This window comes from Lentzea aerocolonigenes, assembly GCF_000974445.1.
Classification (GTDB): Bacteria; Actinomycetota; Actinomycetes; order Mycobacteriales; family Pseudonocardiaceae; genus Lentzea; species Lentzea aerocolonigenes.
In genome coordinates, this window is the sequence record NZ_BBOJ01000004.1 from 22,174 (window position 1) to 36,842 (window position 14,669).

Annotated in this window: 13 protein-coding genes and 1 pseudogene; 7 read left to right on the forward strand and 7 right to left on the reverse strand. The window is 68.4% G+C overall.

The annotated features are described in order from the left end of the window. Nucleotides 1-11 precede the first annotated feature (11 nt). Nucleotides 12-224 carry a hypothetical protein gene (locus tag AOM45_RS08445; RefSeq protein ID WP_030464831.1) on the forward strand — a complete coding sequence of 71 codons (213 nt, stop codon included), beginning with the start codon at nt 12-14 and terminating at the stop codon, nt 222-224. A gap of 284 nt (nt 225-508) precedes the next feature. Here the strand turns inward: AOM45_RS08445 and AOM45_RS08450 are convergent, their stop codons facing one another. Then, the gene (locus tag AOM45_RS08450; protein WP_030464832.1) at nt 509-1,303 is read right to left on the reverse strand and encodes an inositol monophosphatase family protein; all 795 of its coding nucleotides are present in this window, start codon (nt 1,301-1,303) and stop codon (nt 509-511) included. 115 nt (nt 1,304-1,418) lie between these two features. On the opposite strand from AOM45_RS08450, the gene ppgK reads away from it, so the two are divergent. From ppgK to AOM45_RS08470, 4 genes are all read left to right on the forward strand, one after another. Next, entirely contained in the window at nt 1,419-2,180 is a 762-nt protein-coding gene (gene ppgK, locus AOM45_RS08455; RefSeq protein WP_030464833.1) for a polyphosphate--glucose phosphotransferase, read from the forward strand. Between the two features lie 218 nt (nt 2,181-2,398). Beyond that, the gene (locus tag AOM45_RS08460) at nt 2,399-3,727 is read left to right on the forward strand and encodes an RNA polymerase sigma factor (RefSeq protein WP_030464834.1); all 1,329 of its coding nucleotides are present in this window, start codon (nt 2,399-2,401) and stop codon (nt 3,725-3,727) included. Nucleotides 3,728-3,963: 236 nt separating this feature from the next. Beyond that, the gene (locus AOM45_RS08465) at nt 3,964-4,506 is read left to right on the forward strand and encodes a helix-turn-helix domain-containing protein (RefSeq protein ID WP_051782700.1); all 543 of its coding nucleotides are present in this window, start codon (nt 3,964-3,966) and stop codon (nt 4,504-4,506) included. Nucleotides 4,507-4,922: 416 nt separating this feature from the next. Continuing rightward, a complete protein-coding gene (locus AOM45_RS08470) occupies nt 4,923-5,102 on the forward strand; it encodes a DUF7455 domain-containing protein (RefSeq protein ID WP_030464836.1) in 180 nt (59 codons plus the stop codon). Between the two features lie 60 nt (nt 5,103-5,162). On the opposite strand, the gene AOM45_RS08475 is transcribed toward AOM45_RS08470, so the two are convergent. The 5 genes and pseudogenes from AOM45_RS08475 to AOM45_RS08495 form a co-directional block, all read right to left on the reverse strand. Next, nucleotides 5,163-6,320 carry an ROK family transcriptional regulator gene (locus AOM45_RS08475; RefSeq protein WP_030464837.1) on the reverse strand — a complete coding sequence of 386 codons (1,158 nt, stop codon included), beginning with the start codon at nt 6,318-6,320 and terminating at the stop codon, nt 5,163-5,165. A gap of 4 nt (nt 6,321-6,324) precedes the next feature. Next, nucleotides 6,325-7,755, reverse strand: coding sequence for a sugar ABC transporter permease (locus AOM45_RS08480; protein ID WP_030464838.1), 1,431 nt, complete (start codon nt 7,753-7,755; stop codon nt 6,325-6,327). A 20-nt stretch (nt 7,756-7,775) separates the two neighbouring features. Further along, nucleotides 7,776-8,549: an ATP-binding cassette domain-containing protein gene (locus AOM45_RS08485; protein ID WP_030464839.1), complete on the reverse strand. Its 774-nt coding sequence runs from the start codon at nt 8,547-8,549 to the stop codon at nt 7,776-7,778. A gap of 74 nt (nt 8,550-8,623) precedes the next feature. Then, nucleotides 8,624-9,744, reverse strand: a pseudogene (locus AOM45_RS08490) (sugar ABC transporter substrate-binding protein). A 195-nt stretch (nt 9,745-9,939) separates the two neighbouring features. After that, nucleotides 9,940-10,515 carry a TetR/AcrR family transcriptional regulator gene (locus AOM45_RS08495; protein ID WP_030464841.1) on the reverse strand — a complete coding sequence of 192 codons (576 nt, stop codon included), beginning with the start codon at nt 10,513-10,515 and terminating at the stop codon, nt 9,940-9,942. Nucleotides 10,516-10,562: 47 nt separating this feature from the next. On the opposite strand from AOM45_RS08495, the gene AOM45_RS08500 reads away from it, so the two are divergent. Beyond that, nucleotides 10,563-11,354, forward strand: coding sequence for a class I SAM-dependent methyltransferase (locus AOM45_RS08500; protein WP_030464842.1), 792 nt, complete (start codon nt 10,563-10,565; stop codon nt 11,352-11,354). Between the two features lie 336 nt (nt 11,355-11,690). On the opposite strand, the gene AOM45_RS08505 is transcribed toward AOM45_RS08500, so the two are convergent. Then, nucleotides 11,691-13,376 carry a DEAD/DEAH box helicase gene (locus tag AOM45_RS08505; RefSeq protein ID WP_051782701.1) on the reverse strand — a complete coding sequence of 562 codons (1,686 nt, stop codon included), beginning with the start codon at nt 13,374-13,376 and terminating at the stop codon, nt 11,691-11,693. A 153-nt stretch (nt 13,377-13,529) separates the two neighbouring features. On the opposite strand from AOM45_RS08505, the gene AOM45_RS08510 reads away from it, so the two are divergent. After that, entirely contained in the window at nt 13,530-14,633 is a 1,104-nt protein-coding gene (locus AOM45_RS08510) for a YihY/virulence factor BrkB family protein (RefSeq protein WP_051782702.1), read from the forward strand. Nucleotides 14,634-14,669 lie beyond the last annotated feature (36 nt).

The window sequence follows — 14,669 nt, forward strand, 5'->3', positions numbered from 1 at the left end:
ACCGTGCCCCCGTGGGGGTCGATCTTCTTCCGGGCGAGCACGTCCTCTGGCGTGGCAGACCGGTGGCTCGTGCGGTGTTCTTGCGCCAGGACCTGCAGTGGATCTGGTTCAGCCTGAAGTTCGACGCGCTCGTGGTCCTGGCCGTGGTCTTCGCCCTGATGAACCGGTGGCTGGACTTCGGCGACATCTGGGTCGTTGTGCTCGCCGTGTTCATCAGGGCCTGAGGTCTCCCGTTTCGCAGAACCGTTCCTTAGGCGAGTGCATACAGTCTGCCGCCTGACGAGAACGCACCGATGGGACGTCGCCGCACACCCGCCTTCTCTTTGCCCGTGCTGCCCCGCGCACCCGCCTTTATGCAAAAGACGTTTGCGGACGTCCGCAAACGTCTTTTGCATAACCGATATATCAGTGCGCTGACCAGCAGGTATGTCGCGCGAGCCGTTGCATGAGGCCATCGACATGTCGACAACCGATCAACGTTGATCCGGCGCGATCAACGTTGACGACGTCACACCTTGCCGAACCCGCTCTCCACGAGCGCGCCGTGCATCGCCTCCGCGATCCCGGGCGCCGCGGCGAACGTCGCGTCCTCCCCCAGCTCGGGCGACGACCCCGGCAACCGCACCACCGCACCGGCCTCCGCGGCGATCAGCCCACCGGCGGCCCAGTCCCACCGCCCCAGCCCGTGCTCCGCGTACGCGTCGAGCCGCCCGGCCGCCACCGAGCACAGGTCCAGCGACGCCGCGCCCGCCCGGCGCAGGTCACGCACCCGCGTCGCCATCGCCGCCCACGTGTCGGCCTGCCGCTGGCGCCGCTCCGCCCGGTACGCGAACCCGTACCCCAGCAGGGACAGGGACAGGTCGGTCGTCGCGGACACGTGCAGCGGCGAGCCGTCCAGGAAGGCCCCGTGCCCGCGCGCCGCGGTCCACACCCGGCCGGTCGCCGGCTCCACCACCGCGCCCGCGACCGACTCGCCGTCGAGCTGCGCGGCGATCGACACCGAGTACCAGGGGATGCCGTAGAGGTAGTTGACGGTGCCGTCGATGGGGTCCACCACCCACGTGAGGCCCTCGACGACCTCGCCGCCCTCCTCCTCGCCGAGCACCGGCTCGCCCGGCCGCAACTCGGACAGACGCGTCCGGACGAGTTGTTCCGAGGCGCGGTCCGCGGCCGTCACCACGTCCGTCGCGGTGCTCTTGGTGTCGAACGACACGACAGCGGTAGCACGCATGCGCTGAACAAGAACGCCTGCTTCCCGTCCGATGGCGGTCGCGATGTCAACGAGTGGCCGGGGATCGAACACGACCGGTTCCCTCCTGCGTCACTAGCACGGGACTATCGGACTACCTCAGGCTAATGTCTGCGCACCACGGTTACTGAATCGAAGCCAGCAGGATCTAGTAGGAAGGACCACGGGGATGGGCATCACCCGCGGGTTCGGTGTGGACATCGGCGGCTCCGGCGTCAAGGGCGGCCTGGTCGACCTCGAAGCAGGAGCACTGGACGGCGAACGCATGCGGATCCCCACGCCTCAGCCCTCGACGCCGGAAGCGGTCGCGGAGGTCGTCGCCGAGATCGTCGAGAAGTTCCAGTGGGACGGGCCGGTCGGCGTCACGCTGCCGTGCGTGGTCAAGCACGGTGTCGCCCTCAGCGCCGCGAACGTGGACAAGGGCTGGATCGACTGCGACGCCCAGAAGCTCTTCGCGGAGCGCCTCAAGCGCAAGCCCGAGGACATCGTCGTGATGAACGACGCGGACGCGGCCGGCATCGCGGAGATGTCGTTCGGCGCGGGCGTCGGCAAGGACGGGACCGTGGTGCTGCTGACGTTCGGCACGGGCATCGGCAGCGCGGTGTTCCTCGACGGCAAGCTGGTCCCGAACACCGAGTTCGGACACCTCCAGGTCGACGGGCACGACGCGGAGAAGCGCGCGGCCGCCTCCGTGAAGGAGGAGAAGGGCATGAGCTGGGAGGAGTGGACGCCTCGGGTCACGCGGTACATCAACGTGCTCGAGGACCTCATCTGGCCCGACCTCGTGATCGCCGGCGGCGGTGTGAGCAAGAAGGCGCACAAGTGGTTGCCGTTGCTCGAGGTTCGCACCGAGGTCGTCGCCGCCGCGCTGAAGAACGACGCGGGCATCGTGGGCGCTGCCTGGGCTGCCGCACACGGCGTCAGGCCTTGACGACCATTCGACACCGAAACGTGTCCGACTCGATCTAGCTGCGACAACGCAGGTGAGAGCGCCCCGAAGCACCTCGGGGCGCAACACCGCGTCACCGACGTCGTTACAATGGAACGCACACCCGCCAAGCAAGATCGGCGGGGAGATCCCCTGAACTCTGGCGACCGAGGTTTCGCGCCCTCTGGTTTGCCTTGAACGACCGTCGCGAAAGGGCGTACGTGGCAGCCGCAGAAACCGCAACCCGACGCTCCAGCTCCGCCGCGAGCGCCGCCAAGACGACCAAGGCGACCGCGGCCGGTGAGGCCGAGGAGAAGCCGAAGCGCAAGACGACCGCTGCGGCAGCGAAGAAGCCCGCCGCGAAGGCCGCCGGCGCCAAGACCCCGCGCAAGACGGCCGGCAAGGCCGATCCTGCCGCGAAGGGTGCCACCAAGAAGGACGGCGAAGAGCCGGAGGACATGGAAGGCGCTCCGGGCGCCGAGGACTTGGTCGACGACGTCGAGCTCGTGGACGAGCCCGTCGTGGACGAGCCTGAGGAGGCGGAGGACCCCAAGAACGAGGGCGACTTCGTCTGGGACGAGGAGGAGTCCGAGGCCCTGCGCCAGGCGCGCAAGGACGCGGAGCTCACCGCTTCGGCCGACTCCGTCCGGGCGTACCTGAAGCAGATCGGCAAGGTCGCCCTCCTCAACGCCGAGGAGGAGGTCGAGCTCGCCAAGCGCATCGAGGCAGGCCTCTACGCCGCCGAGCGCGTCCGCCGCTCCGAGGAGGAGGCGGAGAAGCTCACCCCGCAGCTGCGCCGCGACCTGCGCTGGATCGTCCGCGACGGCGAGCGCGCCAAGAACCACCTGCTCGAGGCGAACCTGCGTCTCGTCGTGTCGCTCGCCAAGCGCTACACCGGCCGCGGCATGGCGTTCCTGGACCTGATCCAGGAGGGCAACCTGGGTCTGATCCGCGCGGTCGAGAAGTTCGACTACACCAAGGGCTACAAGTTCTCCACGTACGCCACCTGGTGGATCCGTCAGGCGATCACCCGCGCGATGGCCGACCAGGCCCGCACCATCCGCATCCCGGTGCACATGGTCGAGGTCATCAACAAGCTGGGTCGCATCCAGCGCGAGCTGCTCCAGGACCTGGGCCGCGAGCCCACGCCGGAAGAGCTCGCCAAGGAAATGGACATCACGCCCGAGAAGGTGCTGGAGATCCAGCAGTACGCGCGTGAACCCATCTCGCTGGACCAGACGATCGGTGACGAGGGCGACAGCCAGCTCGGTGACTTCATCGAGGACTCCGAGGCCGTCGTCGCGGTCGACGCCGTGTCGTTCACGCTGCTCCAGGACCAGCTCCAGTCGGTGCTCGCGACGCTGTCCGAGCGCGAGGCGGGCGTCGTCCGGCTGCGCTTCGGCCTGACCGACGGCCAGCCGCGCACGCTGGACGAGATCGGCCAGGTCTACGGCGTCACGCGTGAGCGCATCCGCCAGATCGAGTCCAAGACGATGTCGAAGCTGCGTCACCCGTCGCGCTCCCAGGTCCTGCGCGACTACCTCGACTAGTCCTACTCAGGCATACGCAGAGATCCCCGCACCGGTTCGGTGCGGGGATCTTTTTGTTCCGGTTCCTCTGCGGTTCCTCTGCGGGTGCCGTGACCAGGCGTGATCGAACGCATGCGAAAGATGAGTACCCATGTACTCATGTGCCGCCTATGCATCCCGCGACACCATCAGTGTGTGGCTGTGCCGGAGGGGTGCACAGGGACAGTTCCGGACATCGGAACGAGGGGGCTGGAAACATGGGCAGGTCAGTACTCGAAGGGGCTTTCTCGCTGCTGGACAAGCTGATGGACGAGGGTGAGCTGGGGCTCACGCAACTCGCCGACCGGTGCGAGATGCCGAAGACGACGGTGCACCGCCTTCTGGACCAGATGGAGGCGCTCGGCGCGGTCGAGAACGTGCGCGGCCGCTACCGCATCGGCGCGCAGATGTTCCGGTTCGGGCAGGCGTGGGAGCCCGCCCCCGGCATCCTGCGGGTCGCACGGCAGCCTTTGCGCGCGTTGTCCGCGACGATCAGGACGTCGACGATCCTCGCGGTGCCGCGCCGCGACCGGGTGCTCGTCGCGGCGGCGAGCATCGTGCGGGCAGAGGACGTGGCCCGGTTGCGGCCCGGCGCCACGGTGCCGGCGGGCATGGAGTTCGTGAGCGCTCCGGTGCGCACACCGTCCAGCAACGTCATCGGAACCGTCTCCGCGGTCCTCGACAACGGCCGCAGCGCCACCGCTCTGAGGGAGGCCGTGGGGCACGCCGCACGGGCGATCAGCGCGGCCCTCGCGAGCTGATCGGGAGTACCGAGCAAGCGTTCGGCCGAGATTTTGATCACGGTCCCGCGTCCGAATCGTGGGACGTTCGTGATCTGTTCGCTGCGGGCGGACAAGCGCAACCGATATCACACTCCCGGCTGCACACAACCGACCGAACAGCCTTAGTTCGCTGCTCCACCAGCGGGTTTCCGGTTGCGCACAGTGCCTGTCAAGACGGTGAACCGGTGGCGAACCGAGGTGTGAACCTGCGACAGACGGGTAAATCGGATAGTGACGCGAGTCGCCACGTACACGGGAACACTGACTATCGCGAGAACGTCTGTCAGAGTGGAGCCAGCGAGCACCGCGCACCAGCCAGGGGCGCCGTGGTCGCAGCTTGGTAAGAGGGCACCGGAACACAACGTTTGCGGTGCTGGGACGGAGGGAGATCCATCATGACTGCAGCACTCACCCGCCCCGAGTTGACCGCTGCCGACCGCTGCGACCGCTGCGGGGCTGCTGCCCAGGTTCGCGCTGTTCTCCCGTCCGGGGGCGAGCTGCTGTTCTGCGGGCACCACTCCCGCGCACACAGCGAAAAGCTGCGCGAGCTCGCTGCTGAGATTCAGCAGGGCTGACTTCCACCCCACCTAGCCGCTCGGGGCGGAGATCCTTCGGGATCTCCGCCCCCTTCGCTTCTAAAGGGTGTCGAGGACCGGTTCGAAGGCCAGTTCGGCGGCGCCGACGAGCTTCGCGTCACGGCCGAGCGGCGACGTCACGACCTGGGTTCCGCCGACCGCGCGTGAGACGAGGCTGCGCCGCTGCACGGCGGCGCTCACCGAATCCACGACCGACGCCGGCAGTGCCGTGTAGAGATCGCCGAGCACGACCAGTTCCGGGCCGAGGACGTTGACGATGTTCGCGAGCCCCAGTGCCAGCCAGTCGGCGAACTCGTCCAGCACGCTCGGGTCGTCCAGTGCCCGCAGTGCCGCGACGACAGCGCCGCGCGGGGCGTCGTCGGGCAGGCCCAGCGCCCGGCACAGCGCCGGTTCGCCGACCTCGGTCTCCCAGCAGCCGACGCAGCCGCAGTAGCAACTACGACCACCGCGCGGGTTCACGACCATGTGCCCGAGCTCGCCGACGTACCCGCCGGTGCCGCGCAACGGTTGCCCAGACAGGATCACGCCGCCGCCGACGCCGACGTCCGCGGAGATGTAGACCATGTCCGAGGACTCCTGCGCGGCGCCGCGCACGTGTTCCGCGAGCGCGCCGAGCTCCGCGTCGTTGCCGACCTGGACCGGCAGCTTCAGCACCGCCTCCAGGCGTTTGCCGAGCGCCACGCCCGACCAGTGCAGGTTCGGGGCCTCGTGCACGTGCCCGTCGGCGCGACGCACGACGCCCGGCACCGACACGCCGACACCGACCGCGGTGGCGTCGAGGTCGTCGGCCATGAGGCGCGCCGACTCGACGATGTGCGTGATGACCTCACCCGGATCACGCGTCCGGTGCAGGTTCCAGCTGTCCCGCCCGAGGATCTCCCCGCCGAGGCCGACGAATCCCATGGCCACGTGCTCCACCCGCACGTCGATCGCGATGACGACCGCCGCGTTCGGCTGAGGCAGGACCAGCAAGGAGGGGCGGCCCGCTCCGCTGCGCAGAGCGGGCACGCGTTCGGCGACGACTCCGGCTTCGGCGAGGCCGTCCACCAGGGCCTTGATCGTGCTGCGGTTGAGCCCGAGCTCAGCCGCGAGCGACGCCCTGGTGGACGGTCCGTCGACGTGCAGGCGACGCAGTAACGCCGTCCTGTTGTGCCTGCGGATCTCGTCGGGACGGGTGCCGGACGTAGGTCCAGTCACCTCGTCATCGAGCTGCGGTGGCAGCCCGGCGGCGGGACAACGCGTCGACGCTCGCGGCGAGCAGCAGGACCAGGCCGGTCACGATGAACACGACCGCGGCGGGCTGCTTGAGCAGGCCCATGCCGTTCTGGATGATCGCGAGCACCGCGCCACCGATGACCGCGTCGCGCAGCCGGCCCTTGCCACCGAACAGCGACGTACCACCGATGACGGCCGCACCGACGGACAGCAGCAGCGTGTTGCCGGCACCGGCGTTCGGGTCGACCGAGCCGACCTTCGACGAGTACACGATGGCGCCGATCGCGGCCGCCGAGGAGGCGATCACGAAGACGCTCATGCGGATGCGCTCGACGTTGATACCGGCCCTGCGCGCGGCTTCCTTGTTGCCACCGACGGCGTAGACGTGGCGGCCGTAGCTGGTGCGGTCGAGCACGAACGTGCCGACCACGAGCAGCACGAGCACCAGCGGCACCACGTACGGCACACCCTGGATCACGATCAGGTTGCTCGGCGCCCGGTTCAGCGAGAGCGCGTAGGTGATGACCGCGGCCAGCACCGCGAGGGCACCGATCTTGGCCAGCACCAGCGACGTCGGCTGGGCGACGAGTCCCTTGCGCAGCCGGGAGAAGTGCCGCGTGAGCACGACCGCCGCGTAACCGCCGACAGCGACGATGAACAGGACCCACGAGCCCACGAAGTTCAGGTTGCCGTTGGCGACGTTGAAGATCGTGTCGTCGCGCAGGCCGAGCGTGCCGCCCTGTCCGATGAGCTGAAGCACGACGCCGCCCCAGACGAGGAAGAGCGCCAGGGTCACGACGAACGACGGGATGCCGACCTTCGCGACGAGGAAGCCCGTGACACAGCCGATGGCCGCGCCGACGCAGACCGCGAGCAGCATCTCGAGCCAGGCGTTCGCGGGGATGCCGATGACGGCGATGAGGAGCGCGATCAGCGACAGCGCCGCTCCCGCCCAGATCTTCATCAGCACCGCGAGCACGATCGCGAGCACCAGCAGGCCGCAGAACACGTAGAACACCGTGTCGCCCATGCCGCCGAGCAGGTTGCCGTTGTGGATCAGGTGCAGTGCCATGACCGATGCCGTCACACCGGACGCGGTACCGGCGGACAGGTCGATCTCGCCGAGCAGCAGCACGAACACCAGGCCCATCGCGATGATCGTGATGCTGGCGCCCTGCTGGAGCAGGTTGGCGAGGTTGCCGAGGGTGAAGAACGTGTCGGACAACGAGCTGAACACGATGAGCAGCACGATGAGCCCGAGCAGAGCGGGCAGTGAGCCGAGCTCGCCGCCGCGGACCCTGGCCCAGTAGTCGCGTACCGCTTCGCCGGTGGACTGGGACGTCGTGTCGATGCCGAAGTCGGAGATGGCACCCTGCGGCGGGGTCTCCTGCTCAGGCGTTTGGGTGGTGTTGGTCATGCTCGCCTCTTCGGAACTCATCAGATCGTCGCCGCCTCGGGGCGGGCGATGCCCAGGTCACCGGAACGGCCGGCGGTGATCAGCTCGACCACCTGGCCGTGCGTGACGTCCTTGGACCCCACGACGGCGGCCATCCGTCCGAGGTAGAGACACGCGATCTTGTCTGCGACCTCGAAGACGTCGTTCATGTTGTGGCTGATCAGGACGACCCCCAGGCCCTGCTCCGCGAGCCGGCGGACCAGGTCGAGCACCTGCCGCGTCTGGGCGACGCCGAGGGCCGCGGTGGGCTCGTCGAGCAGCACGACCTTGCTGTTCCACAGCACGGCCTTGGCGATCGCGACGGTCTGGCGCTGACCACCGGACAGCGACGAGACCTGCGTGCGCACCGACTTGACCGTGCGCACCGACAGCGAGGCGAGCGTCTTGCGCGCCGCCTGCTCCATGTCCGTCTCGTCGAGCAGGCCACCCTTGGTGCGCTCACGGCCGAGGAACATGTTCTGGACGATGTCGAGGTTGTCGGCCAGCGCGAGGTCCTGGTAGACGACCTCGATCCCGAGCTCCGCGGCGTCGCGCGGGCCCTTGATGTGCGTGGGCTGGCCCTCGAACAGGACCTCTCCCGAGTCGGTCGGGTGGATGCCCGCGATGCACTTGACCAACGTCGACTTGCCCGCGCCGTTGTCGCCGACGAGCGCGGTGACCTCGCCCGGGTTGACGGTGAGGTCGATGTCGTGCAGGACGTGCACGGGGCCGAAGCTCTTGTTGATGCCGCGCAGCTCGAGAATCGGCTCGCTCACTGGGGTTCCTCCGTGGTTACCACGCGCCGAGGCGGGGTGCGCAGGTTCCGCACCCCGCCACGACGCAAGCGGTCCTACTTGATGCCGAGCTCGGTGCAGGCGGCCTGGGTGTCGGCCACGCAGATGTCCGAGGCCTTGACGAAGCCGGCGTCGACCACGGACTTGACCTTGTCCTTGGTGATCAGCTGGGCGGTGAGCAGCACGGACTTGACGTCGCGGTTGCCCTTGCTGTCGTCTTGCCGGACGCGAGGGCGTCGGCGCCGGCGGTGTCGCCCTTGGCGAGAGCGGCGGCCAGCTTGGCGGCGGCCTCGGCCTCGTCCTTGATGGGCTTGAACACGGTCATGTACTGGTCACCGCGGAGCACGGCCTGCAGACCGTCCGGGGTGGCGTCCTGACCGGTGACCGGAACCTTGCCGGCCAGACCGACCTTCTTCAGCACGGTGATGACCGCGCCGGCGAGACCGTCGTTCGCGGCGACGACGCCGTCGACCTTGCCGCCGTTGCTGGTCAGGATCTGCTCGAAGACCTGACCACCCTTCTGGTTGTCCCAGTTGTCGATCGGCTGGGACTGGACCAGCTTGAGCTTGCCCGAGTCGTACAGCGGCTTGAGGACCTTCTGCTGACCCTCGTGGAACAGGGTCGCGTTGTTGTCCGTCGGCGCGCCCTCGATCTCGATGACGTTCGCACCCTGCGCGGCGCTCTTCATCGCGTCCGCGAGGCCCTGGCCCTGCAGCTCGCCGACCTTCACGTTGTCGAACGACACGTAGTAGGACGAGGAGCCACCGAGGTTCAGGCGGTCGTAGTCGATGACCTGGATGCCCTGGGCCTGGGCCTTCTTGGCCACGGAGGCGCCGACCTCGCTGTTGGGCGTCGCGATGATCAGGACCTTGACGCCGGCGTTGATCATGCCGTCGGCCAGGGTGCTGAACTTCTGGACGTCGCCCTGGGCGTTCTGGATGTCGGGGGCGAGCCCCTCCTTCTCCAGAGCGGCCTTGAGGAGCGGCTTGTCGAAGCCCTCCCAGCGAGCGGAGGAGGCGGTCTCCGGAAGGATCACGCCGACCTTCGCGCCATTGCCGCTGCCAGAGTTCGATTCAGTGCTTCCTCCGGTGCCGGAGGACGTGTTGGCGCCGCACGCCGAGACCGCCAGGGCGAGGCCCGCGGTAACAGCGATGGAAGCGAGAGTCTTGCTGCGCATCCGCCATCCCTTTCACTGCGCTGTGTCACAGAGAATGTTGTGGCGCACAACGTATGCCCGACATATGCGTGACCGGAACCACACTGGATCGATTAAGTCGCAACGATGCGGTAACCGTGGCGAGATTTGGTGACTCAGTGTTGTGAGAGCGTTACCACCGCGCTACGGCATCCGACACCGATATATTGGATATCGCTACTTCACGTTCAGGACGGACCGGACCATCCGCCGCACGGCCTCGGCGTCCGGCGGGGCGTCGCGGTCGGCGAAGAGCAGGTGCGCGGTGCCGATCAGCATCGGCGCGACACCGTCGGCATCGATCCCACCGACGCGCCCCAGCTCGCGCTCGCGTTCGAGGTAGTTCCTGATCATGATCGCGGCGTCGGTCAGCACCGGAACGCCGGCGGGCCACGTCTCCCGCAGCCGCCTGCGCAGGTCGTCCCGGAACGTCACGAGGGCGACGATCGCGACGGCGACCGAGCCGAAAACCGCACTGATCGCTTCGGCGAGGTTGTCGACGACCTCGCCGGCGCCCGCGGCCCCCAGCAGCGCCTTCGCCCGCTCGTCCATCTTGTCGACGCGATCGAGCACGTACTCGGCGAGGAACGCGTCGAAGTCGTCGAAGTGCCGGTGCAACACACCCTTGGCCACCCCGGCCTCGGCCGTGACCGCACGGCTCGTCAGAGCACTGGCCCCGCCCTGGACCAGCAACCGGTCCGCGGCGCCGAACAACTGCTCCCGCACGTCACGCAGGTGCACACCGGTGGGCAAGCTGGTTCCTCCTAGCCAAGTGGGCGCTTGCCCACTATGGTGGGCGCATGCCCACTTTAGACGATGACCTAGGCAAACGCCTCGCCGGCTCGTTCGGCGCGGACGCCGCCCGCTACGACCGCACCCGCCCGTCCTACCCCGACGAACTGGTGCGCCGGATCTTGACGGCCAGCCCCGGCCCGCGCGTGGTCGACGTCGGCTGCGGCACGGGCAAACTGTCCCGCCAGCTGCTGGCGGCCGGGTGCGAGGTGGTCGGCGTCGAGCACGACGAGCTCATGGCCGAGTTCGCCCGCGGCACGGGCGTTCCGGTGGAGGTGTCGAAGTTCGAGACCTGGGACCCGGCAGGCCGCGAGTTCGACGCCGTCGTCGCCGGCCAGTCCTGGCACTGGGTCGACGCGGAGGCAGGAACACGCCAGGCCGCACGACTGCTACGCCCCGGCGGCGTGTTCGCGGCCATCTGGCACGTGTTCTCCACACCGGACCCGATCGCCCAAGCCCTCGCCGACGCCTTCCAGCGGGTGGCACCACAGTCACCGGTCCGCGTCGGCCACTCCCGTGAGGAGTCGATCGGTTTCTACCGTGCGGGCTGCCAGCAGACAGCGGACGTCTTCGTCGGCACCGGGGAGTTCACCGACCCCCAGCAGTGGAGCGCCGAGTGGGACCAGACCTACACGACCGCCGAGTACCTCGACCTGATCCTCACCATGAGCCCGCTGGCCCTGCTCACGAGCGACCAGGTCACCGAGGTGCTGGACAGCACGGGCGCCGCGATCGACGCGGTCGGCGGCAGCTTCGTGTCGAACTACGAAACCCTCGCCGTCGCCGTCACCCGCAACTGATATATCGGATATCACCGCAGGCAAGGGGCCGCTTTGCTCTCCCAGCCACCACGTCGTCGTGGGACCTAGCTGCTCTGCACCCTTATGCAAAAAACGTTTGCGGACGAAGTCAAAAGACTCATTGCAAAGGTATCCGACGCTCCTACCAGCAACAACGATCTGCATGGCTCTGGTCAGCGCAGCGCGAGCATGAGAACCAGCCCGTGCGAGGTCCGGCACGGCGGACACCTGACGCCACGCCAAGGCCGGTCCCCACCGACCCATCGCCTGTGCGCGGCTCGTCCCAGACGAGCACGACAGCAGACACCGGACCTCGCCGGTAACGGGACCAGCGCCCTACCAGGAACGAAGGGTCGCGATCCGCTCTTCCAGCTGTTCGATGGTCGCCATCGCCGTAGGCGGCCCACCGCAGTACTCGCGCAGCTGGTTGTGAATCTTGCCGTGCGGCTTCTTGGTGCGGTGGTGGTGCATCGCGACGAGGGTGTTGAGCTCCTTGCGCAGTGACGTGAGGCGCTCCTGCACGCTGGCAGGCCTCGCCTCCCGCACCGGCGCCTCGACCTTCGGACGCTTCGCCGCGGAGGCCATCTGCTCCTCCTGCCGCTGCAGCAGCAGGGTGCGCACCTGGTCCGGTTCGAGCAGCCCCGGCAGACCGAGGTACTCCTGCTCCTCCTCCGAGCCCGCGATGGTCGGCGCGCCGAACGACGAGCCGTCGAAGATCACCTGGTCGAGCTCGGCGGTGGTGCCCAGGGCCGTGAAGGCGCGTTCGTCCTCGCCCGGTTCGTCCTTGGTCTGGTTCGCAGCCGCCATCAGCTCGTCGTCCCAGCCGTCCTTCTCGCGGTGCGGCTTGCCGAGGACGTGGTCGCGCTCCGCTTCCAGCTCGGACGCGAGCTGGAGCAGCACCGGCACGGACGGCAGGAACACCGACGCGGTCTCGCCGGGCTTGCGGTTGCGCACGAAGCGTCCGATGGCCTGGGCGAAGAACAGCGGCGTCGACGACGACGTCGCGTACACGCCCACCGCGAGTCGCGGCACGTCGACGCCCTCGGACACCATGCGGACGGCGATCATCCAGCGTTCGTTGGTCGCGGCGAACTCGGCGATCTTGCCCGACGCCTTCGGGTCGTCCGAGAGGACGACGGTGGCGACCTGGCCCGTCACGCGGTGCAGGACCTGCGCGTAGGCCTTGGCCGTGTCCTGGTCGGTGGCGATCACCAGGCCGCCCGCGTCCGGGATGCCGTTCTCGCGCTTCTGGGTGAGCCTCTGGTCCGCGGCGCGCAGCACGGACGCCATCCAGTCGCCGGCCGGGTCGAGGGCCGTGCGCCACGCCCGCGTGGTCTGCTCCTGCGTCAGCGGCTCGCCCAGGCGCGCGGTGAACTCCTCGCCCGCGCTGGTCCGCCACGACGCCTCTCCCGAGTACGCCAGGAACAGCACGGGCCGGACGACGCCGTCGCGCAGCGCGTCGGAGTAACCGTAGGTGTGGTCCGCCTTGGACGTCTTGAAGCCGCCGTTGCTCTCCTCGTACTCCACGAACGGGATCGGCGAGTCGTCCGAGCGGAACGGCGTGCCCGTGAGGCACAGCCGGCGGACCGCGGGCGTGAACGCCTCGCGGATCGCATCACCCCACGACTTGGCATCACCACCGTGGTGCACCTCGTCGAGCAGCACGAGCGTCTTGCGGTTCTCCGTGCGCACCCTGTGCAGCGTCGGATGGGCAGCGACCTGCGCGTACGTCACGGCCACGCCGTGGTAGTCGCGGGAGGTCATCGCGTTGGTGTTGCGGAAGTTCGAGTCGATCTGGATGCCCTGCTCGGCGGCCGCCTTCGCCCACTGGTGCTTGAGGTGCTCCGTGGGTGTGACGATCGTGACGGCCTCGATCGTCCTGTCGGCCAGCAACTCGGCGGCGACGCGGAGCCCGAAGGTCGTCTTGCCGGCGCCGGGCGTGGCGACGGCGAGGAAGTCCTGGGGCTTCGCGGCCAGGTACTTGGTCAGCGCCCGGCGCTGCCATGCCCGCAGCGGTCGCATTGCTGCTGTCGCTGTCACGAGACGTGTTTCTCCTCATTTGTGCAGGTCAGACATGGCTTGGACATGCAACTGCCCTCAGGCAGACCGTTGCCGAGGGCACCGTGACTCTACCTGTTCCGGGCGTCGATGCCGCGAAACGTGGCCCCATGCACCATGCTTGTCACTGCGATGGGTTCGCCTACCGACAACGACGCGCGCAGGTCCGGCCGCAAGGGGCCGCTGCGTCTACTCGCGCGCACGCTGTCGAAAGCGTGGGAGGGCAACATCTTCTCAGAAGCCGCCGAGGCGGCTTTCTGGCAGACGCTGTCGTTCCCTCCGCTGCTGCTCGGCGTGCTGGGCGCGATGGGTTATCTCGGCGACTGGTTCGGCTCCGAGGTCGTCTCGGCCGTCCAGGAGAAGATCATCGGATTCACCCGGACGATCTTCAGCGCGGACGTCGTCAACGGCGTGATCCAGCCCACGGTCGCGGAGATCCTCACCACCGGCAAGGGCGAGATCGTCTCGGTCGGCTTCCTGATCTCGCTGTGGGCCGGTTCGTCGGCCATGTCGTCGTTCGTCGACGCGATCACGGTCGCGCACGGCCAGTACGGCGTGCGCAACGAGCTCTGGCAGCGCATCTTCGCGCTGCTGCTGTACATGGTGTCCCTGGTGGCGCTGGTGGTCGGCCTGCCGGTCCTGGCGCTGGGCCCGGACATCCTGCCGCAGTTCTTCCCGGCGTCCTGGCAGCCCTACATCACGACGTGGGTGGGCCGCTTCTACTACCCAGGCGTGGCGCTGCTGCTCGTGCTGTCCCTCTCCGCGCTCTACAAGGTCGCACTGCCCCGGCGACTGCCGTACCACCGCGTGCTGCCCGGCGCGGTCCTCGCGATGGCCGTGTTCATCCTGACGTCCATCGGCCTGCGCCTGTACATCCAGTGGATCACCACCACCGGCTACACCTACGGCGCGCTGGCGACGCCGATCGCGTTCCTGCTCTTCGTGTTCTTCATCGGCCTGGCGATCACGATCGGCGCGTACTTCAACAGCGCCATCCAGGACATGTGGCCCGCCCGCATGACCCGCCGCCAGCGCCGCCGGTGGCGCAGGCTGGAGATGGAGCGCGCCGCGTCCCGCATCCGCGAGGAGAGCGCGCAGCCCGACCGGGAGACCGCCGACGACGTCTACTCGGCGCCCTCCCCCGCCGACACGCAGCTGACGGCGCCGCTCAAGATCCAGGAGCAGCGCCAGCACACGGAGGAAGAAAAACAGCGGGGGTAGCCGAAGCCACCCCCGCTGTCCCTGACTCGGCTGAGC